Source organism: Ruminococcus sp. YE71, from assembly GCF_900119155.1.
Taxonomy (GTDB): Bacteria; Bacillota; Clostridia; order Oscillospirales; family Ruminococcaceae; genus YE71.
Window position 1 is genome coordinate 84530 of record NZ_FPIR01000003.1, and the last position, 17271, is coordinate 101800.

17 protein-coding genes are annotated in these 17271 nt (G+C 54.7%); all 17 read right to left on the reverse strand.

Annotation, left to right across the window (positions count from 1 at the left end; all coding sequences use genetic code 11):
• Positions 1 to 7: 7 nt before the first annotated feature.
• Positions 8 to 847, reverse strand: a complete 840-nt coding sequence (locus tag BT142_RS03500; protein ID WP_072416822.1) for a transketolase — start codon at positions 845 to 847, stop codon at positions 8 to 10.
• A 145-nt stretch (positions 848 to 992) separates the two neighbouring features.
• Positions 993 to 1829, reverse strand: coding sequence for an HAD-IIB family hydrolase (locus BT142_RS03505; protein ID WP_072416823.1), 837 nt, complete (start codon positions 1827 to 1829; stop codon positions 993 to 995).
• 1 nt (position 1830) lies between these two features.
• Positions 1831 to 2742 carry an RluA family pseudouridine synthase gene (locus tag BT142_RS03510; RefSeq protein WP_072416824.1) on the reverse strand — a complete coding sequence of 304 codons (912 nt, stop codon included), beginning with the start codon at positions 2740 to 2742 and terminating at the stop codon, positions 1831 to 1833.
• Entirely contained in the window at positions 2732 to 3220 is a 489-nt protein-coding gene (gene lspA / locus BT142_RS03515) for a signal peptidase II (RefSeq protein ID WP_072416825.1), read from the reverse strand. The genes BT142_RS03510 and lspA overlap by 11 nt, the downstream gene beginning before the upstream one ends.
• Positions 3220 to 4002: a DivIVA domain-containing protein gene (locus BT142_RS03520; protein WP_072416826.1), complete on the reverse strand. Its 783-nt coding sequence runs from the start codon at positions 4000 to 4002 to the stop codon at positions 3220 to 3222. Before BT142_RS03520 ends, lspA begins: the two co-directional genes overlap by 1 nt.
• Before the next feature lie 13 nt (positions 4003 to 4015).
• On the reverse strand, positions 4016 to 4798 hold the full coding sequence (locus BT142_RS03525) for a YlmH/Sll1252 family protein (protein ID WP_084659310.1): 783 nt from the start codon (positions 4796 to 4798) through the stop codon (positions 4016 to 4018).
• Entirely contained in the window at positions 4798 to 5490 is a 693-nt protein-coding gene (sepF, locus tag BT142_RS19510; RefSeq protein WP_072416827.1) for a cell division protein SepF, read from the reverse strand. The genes BT142_RS03525 and sepF overlap by 1 nt, the downstream gene beginning before the upstream one ends.
• A gap of 58 nt (positions 5491 to 5548) precedes the next feature.
• On the reverse strand, positions 5549 to 6256 hold the full coding sequence (locus tag BT142_RS03535) for a YggS family pyridoxal phosphate-dependent enzyme (RefSeq protein WP_072416828.1): 708 nt from the start codon (positions 6254 to 6256) through the stop codon (positions 5549 to 5551).
• On the reverse strand, positions 6198 to 7499 hold the full coding sequence (locus BT142_RS03540) for a biotin/lipoyl attachment domain-containing protein (RefSeq protein ID WP_072416829.1): 1302 nt from the start codon (positions 7497 to 7499) through the stop codon (positions 6198 to 6200). The genes BT142_RS03535 and BT142_RS03540 overlap by 59 nt, the downstream gene beginning before the upstream one ends.
• A 43-nt stretch (positions 7500 to 7542) precedes the next feature.
• Positions 7543 to 7779, reverse strand: a complete 237-nt coding sequence (gene hfq / locus BT142_RS03545; protein WP_072416830.1) for an RNA chaperone Hfq — start codon at positions 7777 to 7779, stop codon at positions 7543 to 7545.
• Positions 7780 to 7870: 91 nt separating this feature from the next.
• Complete coding sequence (miaA, locus tag BT142_RS03550) at positions 7871 to 8833, reverse strand: tRNA (adenosine(37)-N6)-dimethylallyltransferase MiaA (protein ID WP_072416831.1); 963 nt, start codon at positions 8831 to 8833, stop codon at positions 7871 to 7873.
• Between the two features lie 387 nt (positions 8834 to 9220).
• A complete protein-coding gene (gene mutL / locus BT142_RS03555; RefSeq protein WP_072416832.1) occupies positions 9221 to 11362 on the reverse strand; it encodes a DNA mismatch repair endonuclease MutL in 2142 nt (713 codons plus the stop codon).
• Between the two features lie 21 nt (positions 11363 to 11383).
• Positions 11384 to 13987 (reverse strand): DNA mismatch repair protein MutS, encoded by a 2604-nt coding sequence (mutS, locus tag BT142_RS03560; protein ID WP_242871909.1) that lies wholly within the window; start codon positions 13985 to 13987, stop codon positions 11384 to 11386.
• Between the two features lie 225 nt (positions 13988 to 14212).
• On the reverse strand, positions 14213 to 14620 hold the full coding sequence (locus tag BT142_RS03565; RefSeq protein WP_072416833.1) for a YlbF/YmcA family competence regulator: 408 nt from the start codon (positions 14618 to 14620) through the stop codon (positions 14213 to 14215).
• A gap of 23 nt (positions 14621 to 14643) precedes the next feature.
• Positions 14644 to 15066: a GNAT family N-acetyltransferase gene (locus tag BT142_RS03570; protein WP_072416834.1), complete on the reverse strand. Its 423-nt coding sequence runs from the start codon at positions 15064 to 15066 to the stop codon at positions 14644 to 14646.
• A complete protein-coding gene (locus BT142_RS03575; protein WP_072416835.1) occupies positions 15066 to 15725 on the reverse strand; it encodes a hypothetical protein in 660 nt (219 codons plus the stop codon). The genes BT142_RS03570 and BT142_RS03575 overlap by 1 nt, the downstream gene beginning before the upstream one ends.
• Positions 15726 to 17120 (reverse strand): tRNA (N6-isopentenyl adenosine(37)-C2)-methylthiotransferase MiaB, encoded by a 1395-nt coding sequence (gene miaB / locus BT142_RS03580; RefSeq protein ID WP_072416836.1) that lies wholly within the window; start codon positions 17118 to 17120, stop codon positions 15726 to 15728. It abuts the gene before it with no gap.
• Between the last annotated feature and the right edge of the window lie 151 nt (positions 17121 to 17271).

Below are 17271 nucleotides of genomic sequence, written 5' to 3' on the forward strand. Positions count from 1 at the left end.
TCCTTTCTCACGCTTCAAGTGCGGCGAGCTGTGCTTCGAGCTCGCTCTTTGCCTGTGCGTACTGCTCAGCGTTGGGTGCAGCGCCGTGCCACGATACGTTGTCCTCCATGAAGGAAACGCCCTTACCCTTGATGCTCTTCTGAATGATAGCCACAGGCTTGCCGGAGATGCTTGCAGCCTCGGCAAAAGCCTTGTCGATAGCGTCAAAGTCGTGAGCGTCGCACTCGATAACGTGCCAGCCGAACGCCTTGAACTTGTCAACGATAGGATACGGGGACATAACATCGGAAACTCTGCCGTCGATCTGGAGACCGTTGTTGTCAACGACTGCGGTCAGGTTATCGAGCTTATAGTGAGCTGCGAACATAGCAGCCTCCCATACCTGACCCTCCTGGATCTCGCCGTCACCGAGAACGGTGTATACCTTGTAGTTTTCGTTCGATATCTTAGCCGAAAGAGCCATACCGCAGGCAACAGAGATACCCTGTCCCAGCGAACCCGAGGACATATCCACACCGGGGATGTGGATGCAGGGGTGACCCTGGAGCATAGCACCGATGTGGCGCAGGCTCTTGAGCTCCTCAGTGCTGAAATATCCCTTCTGGGCAAGTACGGAATATAAAGCGGGAGCGGTGTGACCCTTGGAAAGAACGAAGCGGTCTCTCTTGGGATCGTCGGGGTTCTTCGGGTCAACGTTCATTTTGTTGTAGTAAAGATAGGTAAGCGTATCTGCGATCGAAAGTGAGCCGCCCGGGTGTCCCGACTTGGCGTTGAACACGCCTTCGAGAATGCCCAGTCTTACCTTGCAGGCTGTGATCTCAAGCTGTTTTTTCAGCGTAGCATCCATAGGTTTTATACCTCCAAATATTATATTGAATTTGTTACCGTAAACTTTTAATGGGAGATCGTTTTCGGGTCGCAAATTGTTGGCTTGGTTTGTTTTTGTGTGATGGTGGGGAGTTGCGCCTTTGGCGCTCACGAGACTATTGTGGTTATTTTTTCTTCGTTTCAGTTACTTTTTGGAATATATATTCTACTGCTGCGGCTATCGCACTTTCCTCACAGGATACGTCCAATTCTATATCGGCAGCAGCTTTTACGTCCGCGGCGGCATTCGACGGGCATATGCCCACATCCGCCTCTCGGAGCATCTCGATGTCATTATTATAATCGCCTGCCGCTACGACTGTGAAGTCTTCCATACCGCAGGCCTTTTTCAGCTCTTTTAACGCATACCCCTTTGAAATATTCTTCGGGAGCATCTCATAGTACATCGGCGCCGAAATGACAAAATCTATCTCGGGATAATACTCGCGCACCTTGTCCACACTGCCGATTATCTCATGCAGATGCTCGGGCTCACGCGCAAACAGCACCTTATACCAGTTCTTCGGTATCTCGTCCACAGGGCACTCCACAGGCGTCACCTGACAGATGCCGCAGTGCGCACGCTCCATCTCGGTCATCTGCGGAACGTACACGCCCTCTATCGGCAGGCACTCGCACCCGACCTCAGGATGCATGGCGAGAAGCTGTTTCGTCAGCTCCCTTGCGCTGTCGGGAAGATACACGTCAAATATCTGTTTTTTCTCGGCAAGGTCGTATACCATGCCGCCGTTGCACATGATTATCGGGCAGTTCACCCTCACCATGTCAAAATAAAGCATAGAAGCCTGCAAGCTCCTGCCCGTCGCTATCGAAAACCTGCCGCCGGCGTTCATCAGACGCTCGACAGCCGCGATGTTTTCGGGAGAGGGTATCTTGCTCGCAGGGAGAAAGGTGCCGTCCATATCGGTTATGAGCAGTACCTTTGAGATATCTTCAAACAAATTATTTCCTCAATTCCTCAAGAATCTTCTGAAAATACTGCGGCAGTTCGGAGTCGAACTCCATATACCTGCCGTCGGGGTGGACAAAGCCTATCTTCTTTGCGTGAAGGCACTGTCCCTCGATGCCTTTATAGGGTTTGCCGTACACGTCATCGCCGAGGACTGCGTGTCCCTTGTAGGCGCTGTGTACTCTTATCTGGTGAGTCCTGCCCGTTTCCAGCGTGAACTTCACCCAAGAATAGCCCTTGAAGCGTTCTATAGTTTCGTAGTGCGTAACGGCGTTTTTTGAGTTCTGCTCGGTGACGCACATTTTTTTCCTGTCGTATCTGCTTCTTCCGATGGGCGCGTCGATAGTGCCGTTTTCGGGGGCGAAAGCGCCGCAGACTATCGCGTTGTATTCCCTCGTGAAGCTGTGTTCTTTTATCTGCTCTGCGAGACAGCGGTGAGCCTCATCGGTCTTTGCGACCATGAGAAGTCCGCTGGTCAGCTTGTCGATGCGGTGAACTATCCCGGGGCGCACCACGCCGTTTATCGACGACAGCCGTCCCTTGCAGTGGAACATCAGCGCGTTGACAAGTGTGCCGTCGGGGTTTCCTGCGGCGGGATGCACCACCATTCCCTTCGGCTTGTTTACCACGAGGAGCTGTTCGTCCTCGTACACTATCTCGACGGGTATATCCTGGGGTTCGGCGGTAAGCTCCTGTGGTTCGGGTATCTCGCCCGTGACCGTGTCATCGCGTCTGAGCTTCATGCTTTTTGACGCTTTGCCGCCGTTGACCGTGACCGCCCCCTCAGCTATAAGCCCTTCTATCCGCGAACGCGAAAGTTCGGGCAGCTGCAAAGCGAGCCATTTGTCGAGCCGCATCCCTGCGCTCTGTTCATCCGCGAGCAGTTCAAAACGCTCACTCGCCATCGCTCTTCTCCGTTTTCTTCTCCTTCTTCGGCGATTCGTCGAAGAAGAACATATACACGCAGAACAGGACTGCCCCGATGACCACGCAGATATCCGCGAAGTTGAATATCGGGAAGTTGAACAGTTCGCATTTCAGGTAATCTATGACCTCGTGCATCCTCACGCGGTCAATAAGGTTGCCGATACCGCCGCCGAGTATGAGACCCAGCGAGATAAGGCAGAGTTTCGAGCCGTGACGGTTGCGGTACATATACCACACCGCCAGCGCTATGACGACGCAGGGCAGCGCGATAAGGAACCATGTCTTGCCCGCCATCATGCTCCATGCCGCACCCGTGTTGCGGATGTGGGTTATGCTGAGCACATGGGGGATGAACTTTTTGACCTCATTCAGCCCGAAATTCGAGTTGATATACAGCTTTATCAGCTGGTCGATGACCACCGATACAGCCGCAATAATGAGCGATGCTATGAACATCAGCGCTTTTCATCGGCGGAGTTTCTGCCAAAGCGCAGCTCCGACGTATTGGTGGGCAGATTTATAACGGGAGTGAAGGAAGCGGTATTGATGACCTCATCGTAGTGCTTCTGCTTCTCGGCTTCCTCGTCGAGAGCCGCCTGCTCCTCGTCGTAGTATTCCTCGTCGTCCTCGTAGTACTCTTCATCATCGTAGTACTCGCCGTACTGTGTCTCATACTCATCGAGCTCCTCATCGGACATCTCGGGCACTTCGGTGATGAGCTTTATCTGCTGAGTATACAGGTCGAGCAGGGTGCTCTTGAAGTATGTGGTCTCAGCCTTTGCTCTTGCGAGCTCTATCTGCTCAGCGGTAAGTTCAGCCTTGATGCTCTCGATCTCGGCAGAAGTCTCTTCCTTGAGCTGTTTGAGAAGAGCGTCAACGTTGGCGTGATGCTCTTTCTTGATGCGTTCGATCTCTTCGGAGTTGGTCTCCTGAAGTCTCACCTGTTCGGTCTTAGCCGAGTCGATAAGGTCTCTCGCCTTGGCCTTGGCGTCGTTTATCAGCTTGTTCGATTCCTTCTGGGCGTGTATCATCGCCGACTTGATAGCTTCCTCGTCGTCGCGGTACTCGTTGATCTTCTCAACAAGCTTTCTTATCTTCTCTTCATTCTCGGCATTCTGCGCTCTCAAACGCTCTATCTCATCCGCACAATCCGCCAGAAACTCTGTAACGTCAACGGGATTAAGACCGTTCTTGGCAGTCCCGAAGCGTTTGTTTCTGATCTTATCGGGTTCAAGCATCGTAAATAGCCTCCTAAACAAATTTCTTGATAGTGATGAATAATCTTTCCTTTTTCGTACTTCCCCCGATGCTGTCGAGGATGAATTTCCCCGAACCGCGCACCGTAAAAGTATCTCCCTCGGCGAGCTTTTTCGCACCCGAGGCAAGCTCGTTTCCTCTGACGGCGACCGCTCCCTGAGCTATCAGCTGTTCGGCGCGTGTGCGTGAGCACCGCACTGCCAGCGCCAGCACGCAGTCAGCCCTCAGCGATGAGACCGTACCCTTTATCTCGGCGAACTCTCTTTTCGGCAGGCACTCGGGGTCGAAGCCCTGTGTGATGCCGATGCCTGCTCTGCCGATCTTTGCAAGTTCACGCTCTGCGGTCTCAGCGGCGATCTCTGTCAGGAACACCACCGCCCTGTCCTCGCTCACGAGGATATCGCCGACGCTGTCTCTTGTCAGTCCGAGACCCATCAGCGAGCCGAGCACATCCCTGTGGGTCAGCCTGTCCTGCTTTCTGAAGCTGAAAGTCAGCGCCCGTATGGGAAAGCTCTCCGCATCGGGCTCTTCGTAATCCGAAAACGCGCCGAGCATCACCCGATCCGCGTCCCCGTATCCTCCCCAGAGCAAATATCTGCCGAAGCGGTATGAAGCCGCGATCTTCACCGCGAGCTCTGCCCTGCCCTCCGAGAGAAAGCAGGTGAATCCGCTCCTGTCCTTATGTACAGCCGCCTCTATCCTGTCGGCGATACTGCCTGCAATAAAGCTGTCCTCTTCACTGAGTCCGTGAAGAAAGGAAAGCTCTGTCCGTGACATCAGAAGCTGTAGCCGTTGTTCTCAAGCTCGCTCACGAGGTCAACGCCCGAGAAGTTCACCGAGCCGGGGATGATAGCGTAGGTCTTCTGAGCCATCATCTTGATCTCGCACTGATTTGCGAAAGCCACGCCCCAGATAAAGTCGAGTATTCTGGTAGCGTCCTCGCTCTTAACGAGTTCGAGGTTAAGTATAACGGTCCTGCCGTTGTTGATGTCGTTGCCTATCTTCTCAACTTCCTTGAAGTTGTTCGGTCTTGCGAGTACAAGGTCGAACGAGGACTGATCTGTGGTTGCCATATGGATATCACTCTCTCTTTCGTTATTTCTTCTCTGACTGCCGTAAGCGTCATTTCTGCCGCCGGCATTATTGAAGCCGTCTCCGCGGTTAGCGCCCATGCCTGTGCCTGTGCCTGTACCCGCGCCTGTGCCGCTGCCGCGCTCGTTCCTTGCAGCCGACTGATAAGCGGTCTGCTGCTGTCTGCGGGATGAAGCGCCGCCCTGAGCCTGCGATCTTCTTGCCGAAGCCGCCTCGTCCCTCACGGCCCTCTCCTGGTCAGCCCTTTCGGACTGCGGAGGCGGAGCCTGTTCGGGCTGCGGTGCAGCCGCCGACTTGGGCGTATAATTAGAGTAGATCTCTTCGTCTATCTCATCGTCTCCGACAAACATACTTTTAAAGCCCTGCCATAATCCCATTTCTGATACCCCTCCGTATCTGTTATTTTTCAGGTGGACCGTACAGTGGTGTGCGGTATCACCTCGAATAATCTCTTGCTCCGAAGAGCCCTGTTCCTATCCTTACGAGTGTCGAGCCATGCTTTATAGCCATCTCATAGTCGCCCGACATTCCCATCGACAGCACCGAGATATCGGTGTTCGGCAGTTTCTTTGCCGCGAGAGCCTCATATAGCTCTCTCATCTGAGCGAACACTTCCTCGCCGCAGCCTATAGGCGGTATCGCCATCAGACCTCTCAGGCGTATGTTCTCCAGAGCCGCAGCCTGTTCGGCAAGTTCAAAAAGAGCGCCGCGGTCAACACCGCTCTTGCTCTCCTCACCGCCGATATTGACTTCGAGCAGCACATCCATGACCCTGCCGTTTTTAGCGGCGAGCCTGTTTATCTCATTTGCGAGCTTCAGGCTGTCCACCGACTGTATCATGGTAACGTCATTAATGATATACTTGACCTTATTGGTTTGCAGGTGACCTATGAACTGCACCTCGGCGCGTTTGTCATAGCTGTCCTTTTTGGACATGAATTCCTGCACTCTGTTTTCTCCGAGCAGCGTGATGCCGCATTCAACGGCGAAGTTTATCTTATCAGGCTCGACCGTTTTGGTCACTGCCATGATCTGTACCGTTTCATCGGAACTGCGGTACTTAGCCGCCGCTTCTCCTGCCCTTTCAGCTATCTCCCTCAGATTGTCCGCTGTCTGCGGATATCTCGGATCCGTCGGGATCATCAGCTTCGGGAATCGATTCTGACTGTACATCTTCTTCACTCACCACCTCCAGCAGGATCTGGTCATACAGCAGCAGGTGATCCTCCTCGGCGGTGTTTCTCGAGATAACGAAACCGTCGCCGTTGTAGATCTCATCGATCTTCTTGAAGGTGATATTCTCGCCGAGTATGACGTAAACGCCCTTCTGTCCGTCCTTGAACCTTATCGCGGACGAGGGCACCATTATGCCGCTGTACTCATCGAATATCAGCTGCATAGCCTGCACACGCTGTGTGCAGATATTTTCGTCAAGGCTGTCGCAGGACAGTATCACGACGGATTTGCCCTCTTCGTCAGCCTTTCTTACCGACACGACCTTAACGGAATAAGTCTTATTGGACGCATCGAGCATCAGTTCGAGCTTTGCGTCCTCCGTCACTCTCTTGTCGTCGTCGATGACGCCTGCTATCAGGCAGGTATAGTCATCGAACATTTTGCCTATCGCGTTTTTCGAGACACCCTGACGCACGGCAGGTGCGCCGTTGATTATCTCTTCTATCTCACCCTGAGTGAGCGTCATGGCTTTATTCTTGTCAAGTCTCGACTCATAGCCGTCGCAGAAGGAAACGAAATACCCCGTCTCGTTTGCCGTAATGCTGTCCCTGACCTTATTTGCCTGTGCCTGAAGATATTCCGCATCCTTGTTCAGAAGAGCTATCCTTCCGTCGTAATTCGCGGATATCCCCGAGATTATGTTATAGATATTGAGCACCAGCGAGATGTTTTGCTTCTGCTCGGCAAAGCCCTCGTAATCGCCGCTGTTCGAGCAGACGATGAGCTGTTTGTAATACTCGTCGATCTTCTTGTTTATGGATTCGGGCTGAACGTAGTCGATAGTGCCCGGGCTCTGAGCCTTTTCGAGCTGAGCTATCTCGTTCGTGACCTTTTCGAGCTTCCTTTCGGCGTAAGCCTCATCGGTATTTGAAAAGATCTTCGCCACAACATCCCCCTTCGAGACCTTGCTCCCGTCGGGGTAGGTATAGCTGATAACGCCCTCGCCGCCGTAGTCGATCTCGCGCTCGTTCCTGATGATGACGCCCTCAAAGGAAATGTCCTCATTGATGGTGCAGAGCGCAGCCTCCATAGTATCGTGACGGTCGTTCACATAGCGGTACACCTGTCCGCCTATGATAAGAACAAACAGCACCGTGATAAGCAGTATAAGAACTCTCGTGGTGATCTTATTGAACAGACCCGATCTCATACGCTTTTATACTTTCCCTTCTTTCCTGTCGGAACGCTCTCTGTCAGCCCTTGTCCGCGCTGTCGAGGATGTTTATCGCACGGGTCGGGACGATGGTGGAGATAGCGTGCTTGTATACCACGTTCTGCTTACCCTCGCAGTCGAGGATAACGACGTAGCTGTCAAAGCCCTTTACAACGCCCTTGAACTGGTAACCGTTCACGAGTATCATCGTAACGAGCACCTTTTCTTTTCTTGCCTGATTCAGAAAAATGTCCTGTAAATTGAGATTCTTGTTCATCCTTAGTCACTCCTTAAGAAATTACCTTTTCTTGAAATGTTTGCTTCTTATATTTTTTATTTTTTTATACAATATCCGACTTTTCGGATATTCATCTTTTATTATAACACAAAAAAACCGATTTGGCTATAGATTTTTCCACATTTTCATAAAAAATTTTATTATCCCCGTCCTTCGGGAAGAAAACCGTCGTAATACCGTCGATCCTGCGGAACCATGTGAGCTGTCTTTTGGCGTAGTGCCGTGTTCCGAGGCGGATATTTTCGGCACATTCTTCCAGCGGCTTCTCTCCTCTAAGGTAGGGGATGAGCTCCTTGTAGCCTATCGCCTGATAAGCGGTGGCAGGGTCGCTGTTCTCATAGACCCGTCTTGCCTCGTCCACCATGCCCTCTTCGAGCATGACCCCGACGCGCCTGTTCACGCGGTCGTAGAGATCGCCTCTGTCCTCAAAGCCTATCGTCAGCACAAAAGCGTCATAGGGACTGTCGCCCTTCAGGTTCTGACGTCTCTGTTCGTAGAATCCCCGACCCGTGCTCTCACAGACCTCTATGGCTCTCACCACACGCTTGACGTTGTTCTCATGTATCTCGGCGGCGGCTTCGGGGTCGAGAGCGCTGAGCTTTTCCCAGAGCGCGTGCCGTCCGTTCTCCTCGGCGAATTTTTCCAGCTGTCCGCGGCGCTCGGGGTCGGCGCCCCTGTCCTCGAACACGATGTTGTCGAGAAGCGTGCTGATGTACAGCCCCGTCCCTCCGCAGACTATCGGCAGTTTCCCACGCGAATGTATGTCCGCGATGCAGGCTCTTGCCATGTCAGCCCACTCTGCCACCGAAAAGCTCTTCTCCAGCGGCAAAAATCCTGTCAGATGATGCGGGACTCCCTGCATCTCCTCCTCGGTGACCCTCGCCGTGATTATCTGAAAATCCTTATACACCTGCATCGAGTCGGCACAGACCACCTCGCCGCCGAGCTTCTTTGCAAGCTCCACCGAAAGCGCAGTCTTGCCCGAAGCCGTAGGCCCGCCGATCACAAGCAGGGGTATTTTTCTTTCTGCCATGTTCACGTCCTTATCTCTCTCTTTATAAAACCGCGGGTGCTCTTGGGGGAAACCCTTTTGAAAAAGGGTTATCCCCCAAACCCCTTTCCTAAAACTTTTAATACTTTTTGGCTTTTGGGTGATTCTTTCTTAGTTCGTGTTGGTCGGGAAGATGGTGATTCTACTCTTCAATTGTGCGTCCCTTGCCAAAAAGACGTTCGATAGTGTTTTACGCCTCATTTGCGGAATTTTTTCAGATAGTCACTTTTGAAGCGGTGATAGTCTATCTTCCCGACCACACCCAACAAACGACATATTAAAAGTCTTTGGAAGGGGGTCTGGGGGAGAACCTTTCTTCAGAAAGGTTTCCCCCAGTAAAACCGCAGTCAGCACCGTCCGCAGTCTGCGTCACACTATTCGTCTGAAGTGTTTTTCTATCTCGTACTCGCTCATTTCGAGGCGCACGGGTCTGCCGTGGGGGCAGTAGCGCAGGTCTTCTTCGTAGACCAGCTCTGCCAGGTGCTGCAATTCCTCGATAGTGTTGTCGTCGTGGGCTTTGACGGCCGCCTTGCACGCCATCGAGCGGTATATGTCATCGTAAAGCTGGGGCATAGCACTTCCGCCTGTTATCAGCTTCTGGGCTATCTCGACTATCATCTCGGTGGGGTTGTACTGTTTGAGCAGCTGAGGCAGAGCCTTCACCGCCACCGCAGGCGCGACGTCGGGCTCGATAACGAAGCCGAGCTTTTCGATGCGCTCTAAGTTCGCCGACACCGCGTCGTACTCATCAAATGACAGCATAACCATTATCGGTTCGAGGAGCATCTGCGCCGTGACCGTCCTTGCGTCGAAGCGTATCTGCTCGTAGATGTGGCGTTCGTGGGCGGCGTGCTTGTCGATGAGCACCATCTGATCGCCCACCTGCGTCACGATGTAGGTCTTGAAAAGCTCGCCTATCACGCGGGGCTTTTCCTTCGGCTTCGGCTGTTCGCTCTCGGGGATGGGGTCTATCCTGACGGGGCGGCGCTGTTTCATGTCCTCCGCCGTCACGAAGCTGAAATTCTCAAGCAGCGTTTCCTGCTGAACAGGCTCGTCCGCGCTGACGGGCTTGTCGAGCATATCCGCCGAGTCCGAAGCGCCTTCGTCAGCCGTTTCGGGCACGTCCGCCGCCTGCGGCACGCTCTCCTGCGGCTCGTCCGTAACGGGCGGCAGGGGGAGCTCTTCCTCCTCGGCAGCCTTTGCCGCGGCGTTCAGCCCGTCGAGCATTTTCACGAATTCATCGTCGTCAAGACTGCCACCCTTGGGCTGTTCGGAAAAGCCTATCTCGTCGTAGGGGATCGGCTTGACCGCGCTGACCTGCTTTGTGTCAAGCGATTTCAGGAACAGGTCATCGCCCGAGGTGTCGGGCTTTGCGGCTGCGGGCTGATTGTAAACGGGCACCGCTATCTCGGGCTCCTCGGGAACGGAAAAGACCATCTGCTCCGCCTTCGGGGTGTTGTCAGCGTAAAGCTCGCTGTCCGAGAAGCGCTTCTGCCTGTCGATGGTCAGCCGCGTGGGCTTGTCCTGCTCTTCGAGAGCCTGCCGCGCCGCGAAGTACACCGAGTCGTACACGAACCTGTTGTCCGAGAACCTCACCTCTGTCTTGGCAGGGTGAACGTTGACGTCCAGCATATCGGGCGGAAGCGTGAGCTTCATCACGCACATTGGGAACCTGCCTATCATGATGCGGCTCTTGTAGGCTTCTTCAAGCGCCTGTGAGCAGACCTCCGAGTGGACATATCTGCCGTTGACATAGAACACCTGAAATTTCCTGTTGGTGCGTGCGTCGAGGGGTTTCGAGACATAGCCCTCGGCGCTGAAACTGCCCCTCTCGTAGCTGACGGGCAGAAGTCCCTTCGCGAAGTCGCGCCCGAATACGGAGTATATCGCGGAATAGAGCTTTCCGTCGCCTGCCGTCACGAACACGGGCTTATTGTCGCGTATCAGCTTGAAGCTGATGTCGGGATGGGACACCGCAAGGCGGCTCATAAGCTCCTGTATGCGGTTGGCTTCCGTCGCGTCTTTTTTGAGGAATTTCAGACGTGCGGGCACGTTGTAGAACAGGTCGCGGACGATGACGCTCGTACCCTCGGGACAGCCCGTCACGTCGTAGGTCTTCTGTTCCGAAGCGGCTATCTCGTAGTGAGTGCCGAACATCTCGCCGCGCAGTCTTGTGAACATCTCGACCCTTGCCACCGCGCACACCGAAGCCAGCGCCTCGCCGCGGAATCCCATGGTCATGATGTGTTCAAGGTCGGCTTTCTCGGCGACCTTGCTGGTGGCGTGGCGCAGAAAAGCCTTCGGCACGTCCTCGTAGGCGATGCCGACGCCGTTGTCCGCCACCCTGAGAAAACTCCTGCCGCCGTTCTTTATCTCGACAGTGACGGAGGACGCATCGGCGTCGATGGCGTTCTCGATAAGCTCCTTGACTATCGAAGCAGGGCGCTCTATCACCTCACCTGCGGCTATCAGCTCATAAACTTCCTTGTCGAGCAGATTTATCTGCGGCATTTTTTCTCATCTCCTATCTGTTTACAGGTACTTGTACAGCTCGGTCACGAACTCGCGGAGCTCCGTGTCGTCCATCTCACCGATGTTCGTTTCGCGCAGTTTCTGCTTCACCACGCTGTCTCCGATGGCGTCGAAGGACATCTGACTGTCGTCCTGCTTTGCGGGTCTGACGGCGGCGGCTTCGCTCTCCATGTCCTTGAGCAGTTCCTTCGCCCTCGTGATTATCTTCGGCGGCAGACCTGCCAGCTTCGCTACTTCGATACCGAAGCTGTCGTCCGCTCCGCCCCTGACTATCTTTCGCAGGAACCTGATGTCGTCGCCCTTGCGCTTGACGGCTATCGAGCAGTTCTTCACGCCTTTCAGCTGACCTTCAAGGTCGATGAGCTCGTGATAGTGCGTTGCGAACAGCGTCTTGCAGCCCAGACCCTTCTGGGAGCAGATGTACTCGCACACCGACTGCGCGATGCTGATGCCGTCGAAGGTCGAAGTTCCTCGTCCAACCTCGTCGAGGATGACAAGGCTCTGCTTTGTGGCGTGCTTCACGATGTCCGCCACCTCGCTCATCTCCACCATGAAGGTGGACTGACCCGAAGTCAGGTCGTCCGACGCGCCGATACGGGTGAATATCTGATCGACCACCGATATCTTCGCCGAGGACGCAGGCACGAAACTGCCTATCTGCGCCATCAGCGTAATGAGCGCAGTCTGTCTCATGTAGGTGGATTTACCCGACATATTCGGGCCCGTGATTATTGTCATTCGGTTGTCGGTCAGGTCGAGGTAGCAGTCGTTCGGCACGAACACCTCTTCGGTCTGCATGAGCTCGACCACGGGGTGTCTGCCGTCCTTGATGTCGATAACGCCGTCGATGGCTATCTCGGGCTTGACGTAGCCGTTCGCCACCGCGATGTTCGCAAACGAACAGAGCACGTCTATCGCCGCCACCGAATCGGCGGTCTGCTGAACGGTATCGAGCTGGAGCGCTATCGCCTTGCGTATCTCGGAGAATATCTCGGTCTCAAGGCTCACGACCTTTTCCGACGCGCCGAGTATCGAGTTCTCGGCTATTTTCAGCTCCTCGGTGATGAAGCGCTCGCAGTTTTTGAGGGTCTGCTTTTTGATGTAGCTGTCTGGCACGAGGGCAAGGTTCGTCCTCGTGACCTCGATGTAGTAGCCGAACACGCGGTTGTAGCTGACCTTCAGGCTCTTGATGCCCGTCCGCTCGCGCTCTCTCGCCTCGATGTCGGAGATGATGTCCTGTCCGCCTGCGATTATGCCGCGCAGACCGTCCAGTTCGTCGTTGTAGCCGTCGCGGATGACGCCGCCGTCCTTTAACTGAACGGGCGGTTCGTCAACGAGAGCGTTCTCGATGAGGTTCGAGATGGGTTCGAGGGTGGACATCCTCCTTGCCAGCGAATCTATCAGCTTGCAGGGAACGTTCCCGAGCAGTTCTTTCAGCGCGGGGAGTTTCAGCGCCGTCAGCGAAAGGGATTTCAGGTCTCTCGGCGTGGCGGTCTGATACATGACCCTCGTCATCAGGCGCTCGATGTCGTAGATGCCCTGCAACTGCGCGGTGATGTCCCCCAGCGTCACGGGGTCTTTGGTCAGCGCTTCGACGGCGTTCTGCCTGTCCATGATCGCCGTCGGGTTTACGAGGGGCTGTTCCAGGTACTTGCGGATAAGCCTGCGTCCCATCGAAGTCTTGGTCTTGTCCAGCACCCACAGGAGCGAGCCCTTCTTCTCCTTGGTGCGGAGCGTTTCGGTCAGCTCAAGATTGCGGCGTGCGGTGAAGCCTATCGTCATGACGGGTTCGCCGCCGTCCTTTATCAGCCTTGTGAACCTCTTCACCAGCGCGAGCTGTGTCGCATGGATGTAGCCCATGAGTCCGCAGAGTGAATACGCTTCGACGGACATGGGGTTGACGCCCATCTCCTCGATGCTCGCCGCTTCAAACTGTGCGGCGGCTTCGTCGGCGTGCAGCTCGGGCAGGAAGTCGTTCTCGTCCAGCAGCTGAACGGTGGTCTTCAGCGTCTTTCTCACGAAGGTGCTGACCTCGCGCATGGCAAGAAAGCCCTCGTTGATGAGCAGTTCGCTCGGCATGAAACGCGAGAGCTCGCTTATGGAGCGGTCGGTCATCTCCTTGCCCGAAAAGCTGTAGAGCCTTGCCTCGCCCGTGGAAACGTCGGCGAAAGCCAGTGCGCACTCGTCGCCGCGGGAATAGAACGAGCAGATGTAGTTGTTTGAATCCTCGTCAAGAAGGTCGCCGTCGGTGATAGTGCCCGGTGTCAGCACCCTTACCACCTCGCGCTTTACAAGACCCTTTGCCTGTGCGGGGTCTTCGGTCTGTTCGCAGACCGCCACCATGTAGTTCTTGTCAACGAGCTTCTTGATGTACACGTCTGCGGCGTGATGCGGTATGCCGCACATGGGAGCGCGTTCGTCAAGACCGCAGTCCTTGCCTGTCAGCACGAGCTGTAACTCGCTCGACACCCTCACCGCGTCCTCAAAGAACATCTCATAGAAATCGCCTATACGGTACAGCAGAATGTGCTTCGGGTACTGTTTCTTCACCGCGAGCCACTGCTGCATACCCGGCGAAAGCCTGCTCTCATCAATTTCGGGCAACAATTAGTCGTCAGCTCCTTCTTCTTCGGATAATCTTACAAAAATAAAAAATCGGAAAAAGACAAGGATGCGTCCGCACAGCGGACACAATATCCCTGATCTCTCATCTCTTATCTGAAACGCACTTACGCATTACAATATCTCACTCCTGATGACCCCGAGCCGCACAAACTATCTTTTATCTGAGATTTTTGTGCGAGGGCATCGGGCTGTCCGCCCGAGGACTCAGCCGCAGCCGCCGCAGGTCGCGCAGCTGCCCGAGCAGGTAGGTGCGGTCTCGGGGCATGTGGTCGGGTCGCCGCCCTCGGCAGCGGTCGCGATGATGAAGTTGACGCTCTTTACCAGCTTGTCGAACTCTTCCTTTGCTGCGTTGAACTCCTCCATAACGGGCATAGCCATTATCTCGTCGTACACGGCTCTGATGTCGTTGTCGAGCTGGGTCAGGCGCTCGCCGTCCTTGTCCTCCTTAGCCATTTCGAGGCTGAGGTCGCGTCTGAGCATATTGAACTCGCCGATCTTCTTCTGAACATCGGCGTCTGTGTCGGTCTTTGCGGCAGCAGCCTGCATCTTGACGTATCTCTCGTCGCACTGGATAGCTCTGCCTAATTCTCTTGTCATTTCGATAATGGTCATTTTACTTTACTCCTTTTGATTTTTTACCTGATATTATACATAAGTTTAAGCCGCTGCGAATCATTCGTATCGAAGCCGAATTTTTCATAGAACGGTATCTTATCGGGCGCTGCCGCGAGCTCGACAAAAACATTCGTTCCACTGATGCCGTTCGCTCCGATAAACCCGAATATCTCGTTTATCAGCAGCCTTCCGATGCCTTTTCCCTGATATTCGGGGCGCACCACCACATCCTTGATGTAGTAGTCAAGTCCCATATCGCCTATCGTCCTTGCCATCGCGACTATCCTGCCGCCGTCGAACACGGACACACGGAAAAGCGTGTGCTCCATCGCGAGCCGCGTCTGTTCGAGCGGCGGTCCGTCGCCCCAGACCGTCTCCCACAGCTCGATGAACTGCTCGGCAGTCAGCTCGTTGTGTCTTACTTCAAGCCCGTCCGTCGGCATCAGTCGTATTCCTCCGCTATAAAGTCAAAGTCCTCCGCCTTGTCCAGCTCGTCACACGCCGAGCGCACCGCTTCGGTCATTATCTCGACGCTCATTCCCATCAGCCCGATGCTCATGCCCTTTGGCAGACAGCGGAGCATAACCGAGAAGCGTGCGTTGTCGGCGCATATCTTGTTTTCGTGGCTGTACTCGCCGCTCATGTTGATGCAGTCCTCGTCCTCAGACCTCGCCGCGACCTGACACAGCTCCTTTTCGGGAGCGACTATCGCGCCGAAATCAAAGCCCTCGGCATCCTTGTGATACTCGACGAACACTCTGCCGACCTTGCCCTCTGTCGCCGCCACCTGTGCAGCCACGCGCTTTCCGTTCTCGTCCGCAAGGTCGCGTATCGCAGACCATGCAGCGCTGTCGTCGGCGTAGTTTATGAACACCAGCCTGTCCCCGAAGGTGACCTCTGTCAGTCTCCACTCCTCGTCGTAGTGAGCGGTCAGCTTGTCAAGCTCGTCCTCGCTGACTTCGTAGACCGTTATCTCCGTGCCGTTATGCACGTAAGTTATCATACTGCGATCCGCCCTCATGACGAATTCGCCCGTGCCGCCCTTTATGCCGACTGCGGGAAAATCGCCCGTTTCGTGACGGACAGGTATCTTTATCTCCATTCAGACCAGCTCTCCTTTCACCGCCCAGTTCATGGCGTCGGTTATCTTCACATCACAGAATCCCCCGATAAGGCTCTCGTCCCCCGCGAAATTCACGATGATATTCTCGTCGTTCTTGCCCGTGAGCGTGCCGTCCTCCTTGCCCTTGCCATCGACCAGCACGCGGCAGGTCTTACCCACGAACCGCCGCATCCATTCCGACGCGACCTCGCGGTTTTCGAGCAGCAGCTCTCTGAGCCACAGACCCTTCTGCTTTTCGCTGACGGGGTCGTCGAGCTCCGCCGCCTTCGTTCCCGAGCGCGGCGAGTATACGAACGAATATATGTTATCGAACTTCACCCGCTTGACAAACTCCTTCGTCTCACAGAATTCCTCGTAGGTCTCCCCGGGGAATCCCACGATGATGTCGGTGGAGAAGGAAAAATCGGGGCGCTTCTCTCTCGCGTAATCGACTATCTTCATGTAGTCCTCATGAGTATATCTGCGGTTCATGGCTCTGAGCACTCTGTCGCTGCCCGATTGCAGCGCAAGGTGCAGATGCTTGCAGACCTTGTCGCACTCAAGTATCGCGTCGATAAGTTCATTGGTGGCGTCCTTCGGGTGGCTGGACATGAAGCGTATGCGGAAATCCCCCTCGATGGCGTTGAGCCGTCTGAGAAGTGCGGGGAAACCGTAGCTGTAGCTGTTCACGTTCTGTCCCAGCAGGAATATCTCCTTGTAGCCCTTTCCCACAAGCTCCCTGACTTCGGCTTCCACCGACTCGGGGCTGCGGCTGCGCTCCCTGCCCCTGACGTAGGGCACGATGCAGTAGGTGCAGAAATTGTTGCAGCCGTACATTATCGGCAGGAACGCCGAAAAGCTGCTTTTTCTCAGCTGAGTGAAGGGCGCGTCGGGGTCGGAGGGCTTCTCCTCGATATTGAAGATGCGCGTCCTGGAGCGGATGACCTCGGCGAGCATCGCGTAAAGCTCACCCGTCGCGAAGGTACCGAAGATAAGGTCTATCTGTCCGTAGGTCTCCAGCAGTTTTTTCGCGCTCTTTTCCTCCTGCGCCATACATCCGCAGATGCCGAGTATCACATCGGGGCGCTGTTCCTTGAACTTCTTCAGGTCGCCCAGCACACCCCTCACCTTGTCCTCGGCGTTCTCACGCACCGCGCAGGTGTTGAAGATGATGAGCTGTGCCAGCCTGTAGTCCTCGGTGGGCTCGAAGCCTGCCTCGGAAAGTGCGCCGAGCAGACGTTCGCCGTCGCTGACGTTCTGCTGACAGCCGAAGGAGTGTACCATGCAGAGAGGCGGCACTCCGAACTTTTCGGCGTGCGAAGCGGTGTACTGCCTGAGAAAAACAAGCCCCTCCTGCTGACGTTCCTCACCCGAAAAATCGGTCTGTATTTTCATGTCATCCCCTCCTCTGCGGCTTTGTGAGCGCAATAGTGCATTCTAATATATTATACTACACAAACCCATGCTTGTCAACCTTTTGGAAAAAATATGCACCGCTTCCCACCCCCGTGATACCGACTGTATCCCCTGTTATGAAGAGCAAAAA

Coding starts and splice junctions, on each gene's coding strand:
- BT142_RS03500 (WP_072416822.1), bottom strand. CDS start 847: ATGGATGCTACGCTGAAAAAACAGCTTGAGATCACAGCCTGCAAGGTA.
- BT142_RS03510 (WP_072416824.1), bottom strand. CDS start 2,742: ATGGCGAGTGAGCGTTTTGAACTGCTCGCGGATGAACAGAGCGCAGGG.
- lspA (WP_072416825.1), bottom strand. CDS start 3,220: ATGTTCATAGCATCGCTCATTATTGCGGCTGTATCGGTGGTCATCGAC.
- BT142_RS03520 (WP_072416826.1), bottom strand. CDS start 4,002: ATGCTTGAACCCGATAAGATCAGAAACAAACGCTTCGGGACTGCCAAG.
- BT142_RS03525 (WP_084659310.1), bottom strand. CDS start 4,798: ATGTCACGGACAGAGCTTTCCTTTCTTCACGGACTCAGTGAAGAGGAC.
- sepF (WP_072416827.1), bottom strand. CDS start 5,490: ATGGGATTATGGCAGGGCTTTAAAAGTATGTTTGTCGGAGACGATGAG.
- BT142_RS03535 (WP_072416828.1), bottom strand. CDS start 6,256: ATGATCCCGACGGATCCGAGATATCCGCAGACAGCGGACAATCTGAGG.
- BT142_RS03540 (WP_072416829.1), bottom strand. CDS start 7,499: ATGAGATCGGGTCTGTTCAATAAGATCACCACGAGAGTTCTTATACTG.
- hfq (WP_072416830.1), bottom strand. CDS start 7,779: ATGAACAAGAATCTCAATTTACAGGACATTTTTCTGAATCAGGCAAGA.
- miaA (WP_072416831.1), bottom strand. CDS start 8,833: ATGGCAGAAAGAAAAATACCCCTGCTTGTGATCGGCGGGCCTACGGCT.
- mutL (WP_072416832.1), bottom strand. CDS start 11,362: ATGCCGCAGATAAATCTGCTCGACAAGGAAGTTTATGAGCTGATAGCC.
- BT142_RS03565 (WP_072416833.1), bottom strand. CDS start 14,620: ATGACCATTATCGAAATGACAAGAGAATTAGGCAGAGCTATCCAGTGC.
- BT142_RS03570 (WP_072416834.1), bottom strand. CDS start 15,066: ATGCCGACGGACGGGCTTGAAGTAAGACACAACGAGCTGACTGCCGAG.
- BT142_RS03575 (WP_072416835.1), bottom strand. CDS start 15,725: ATGGAGATAAAGATACCTGTCCGTCACGAAACGGGCGATTTTCCCGCA.
- miaB (WP_072416836.1), bottom strand. CDS start 17,120: ATGAAAATACAGACCGATTTTTCGGGTGAGGAACGTCAGCAGGAGGGG.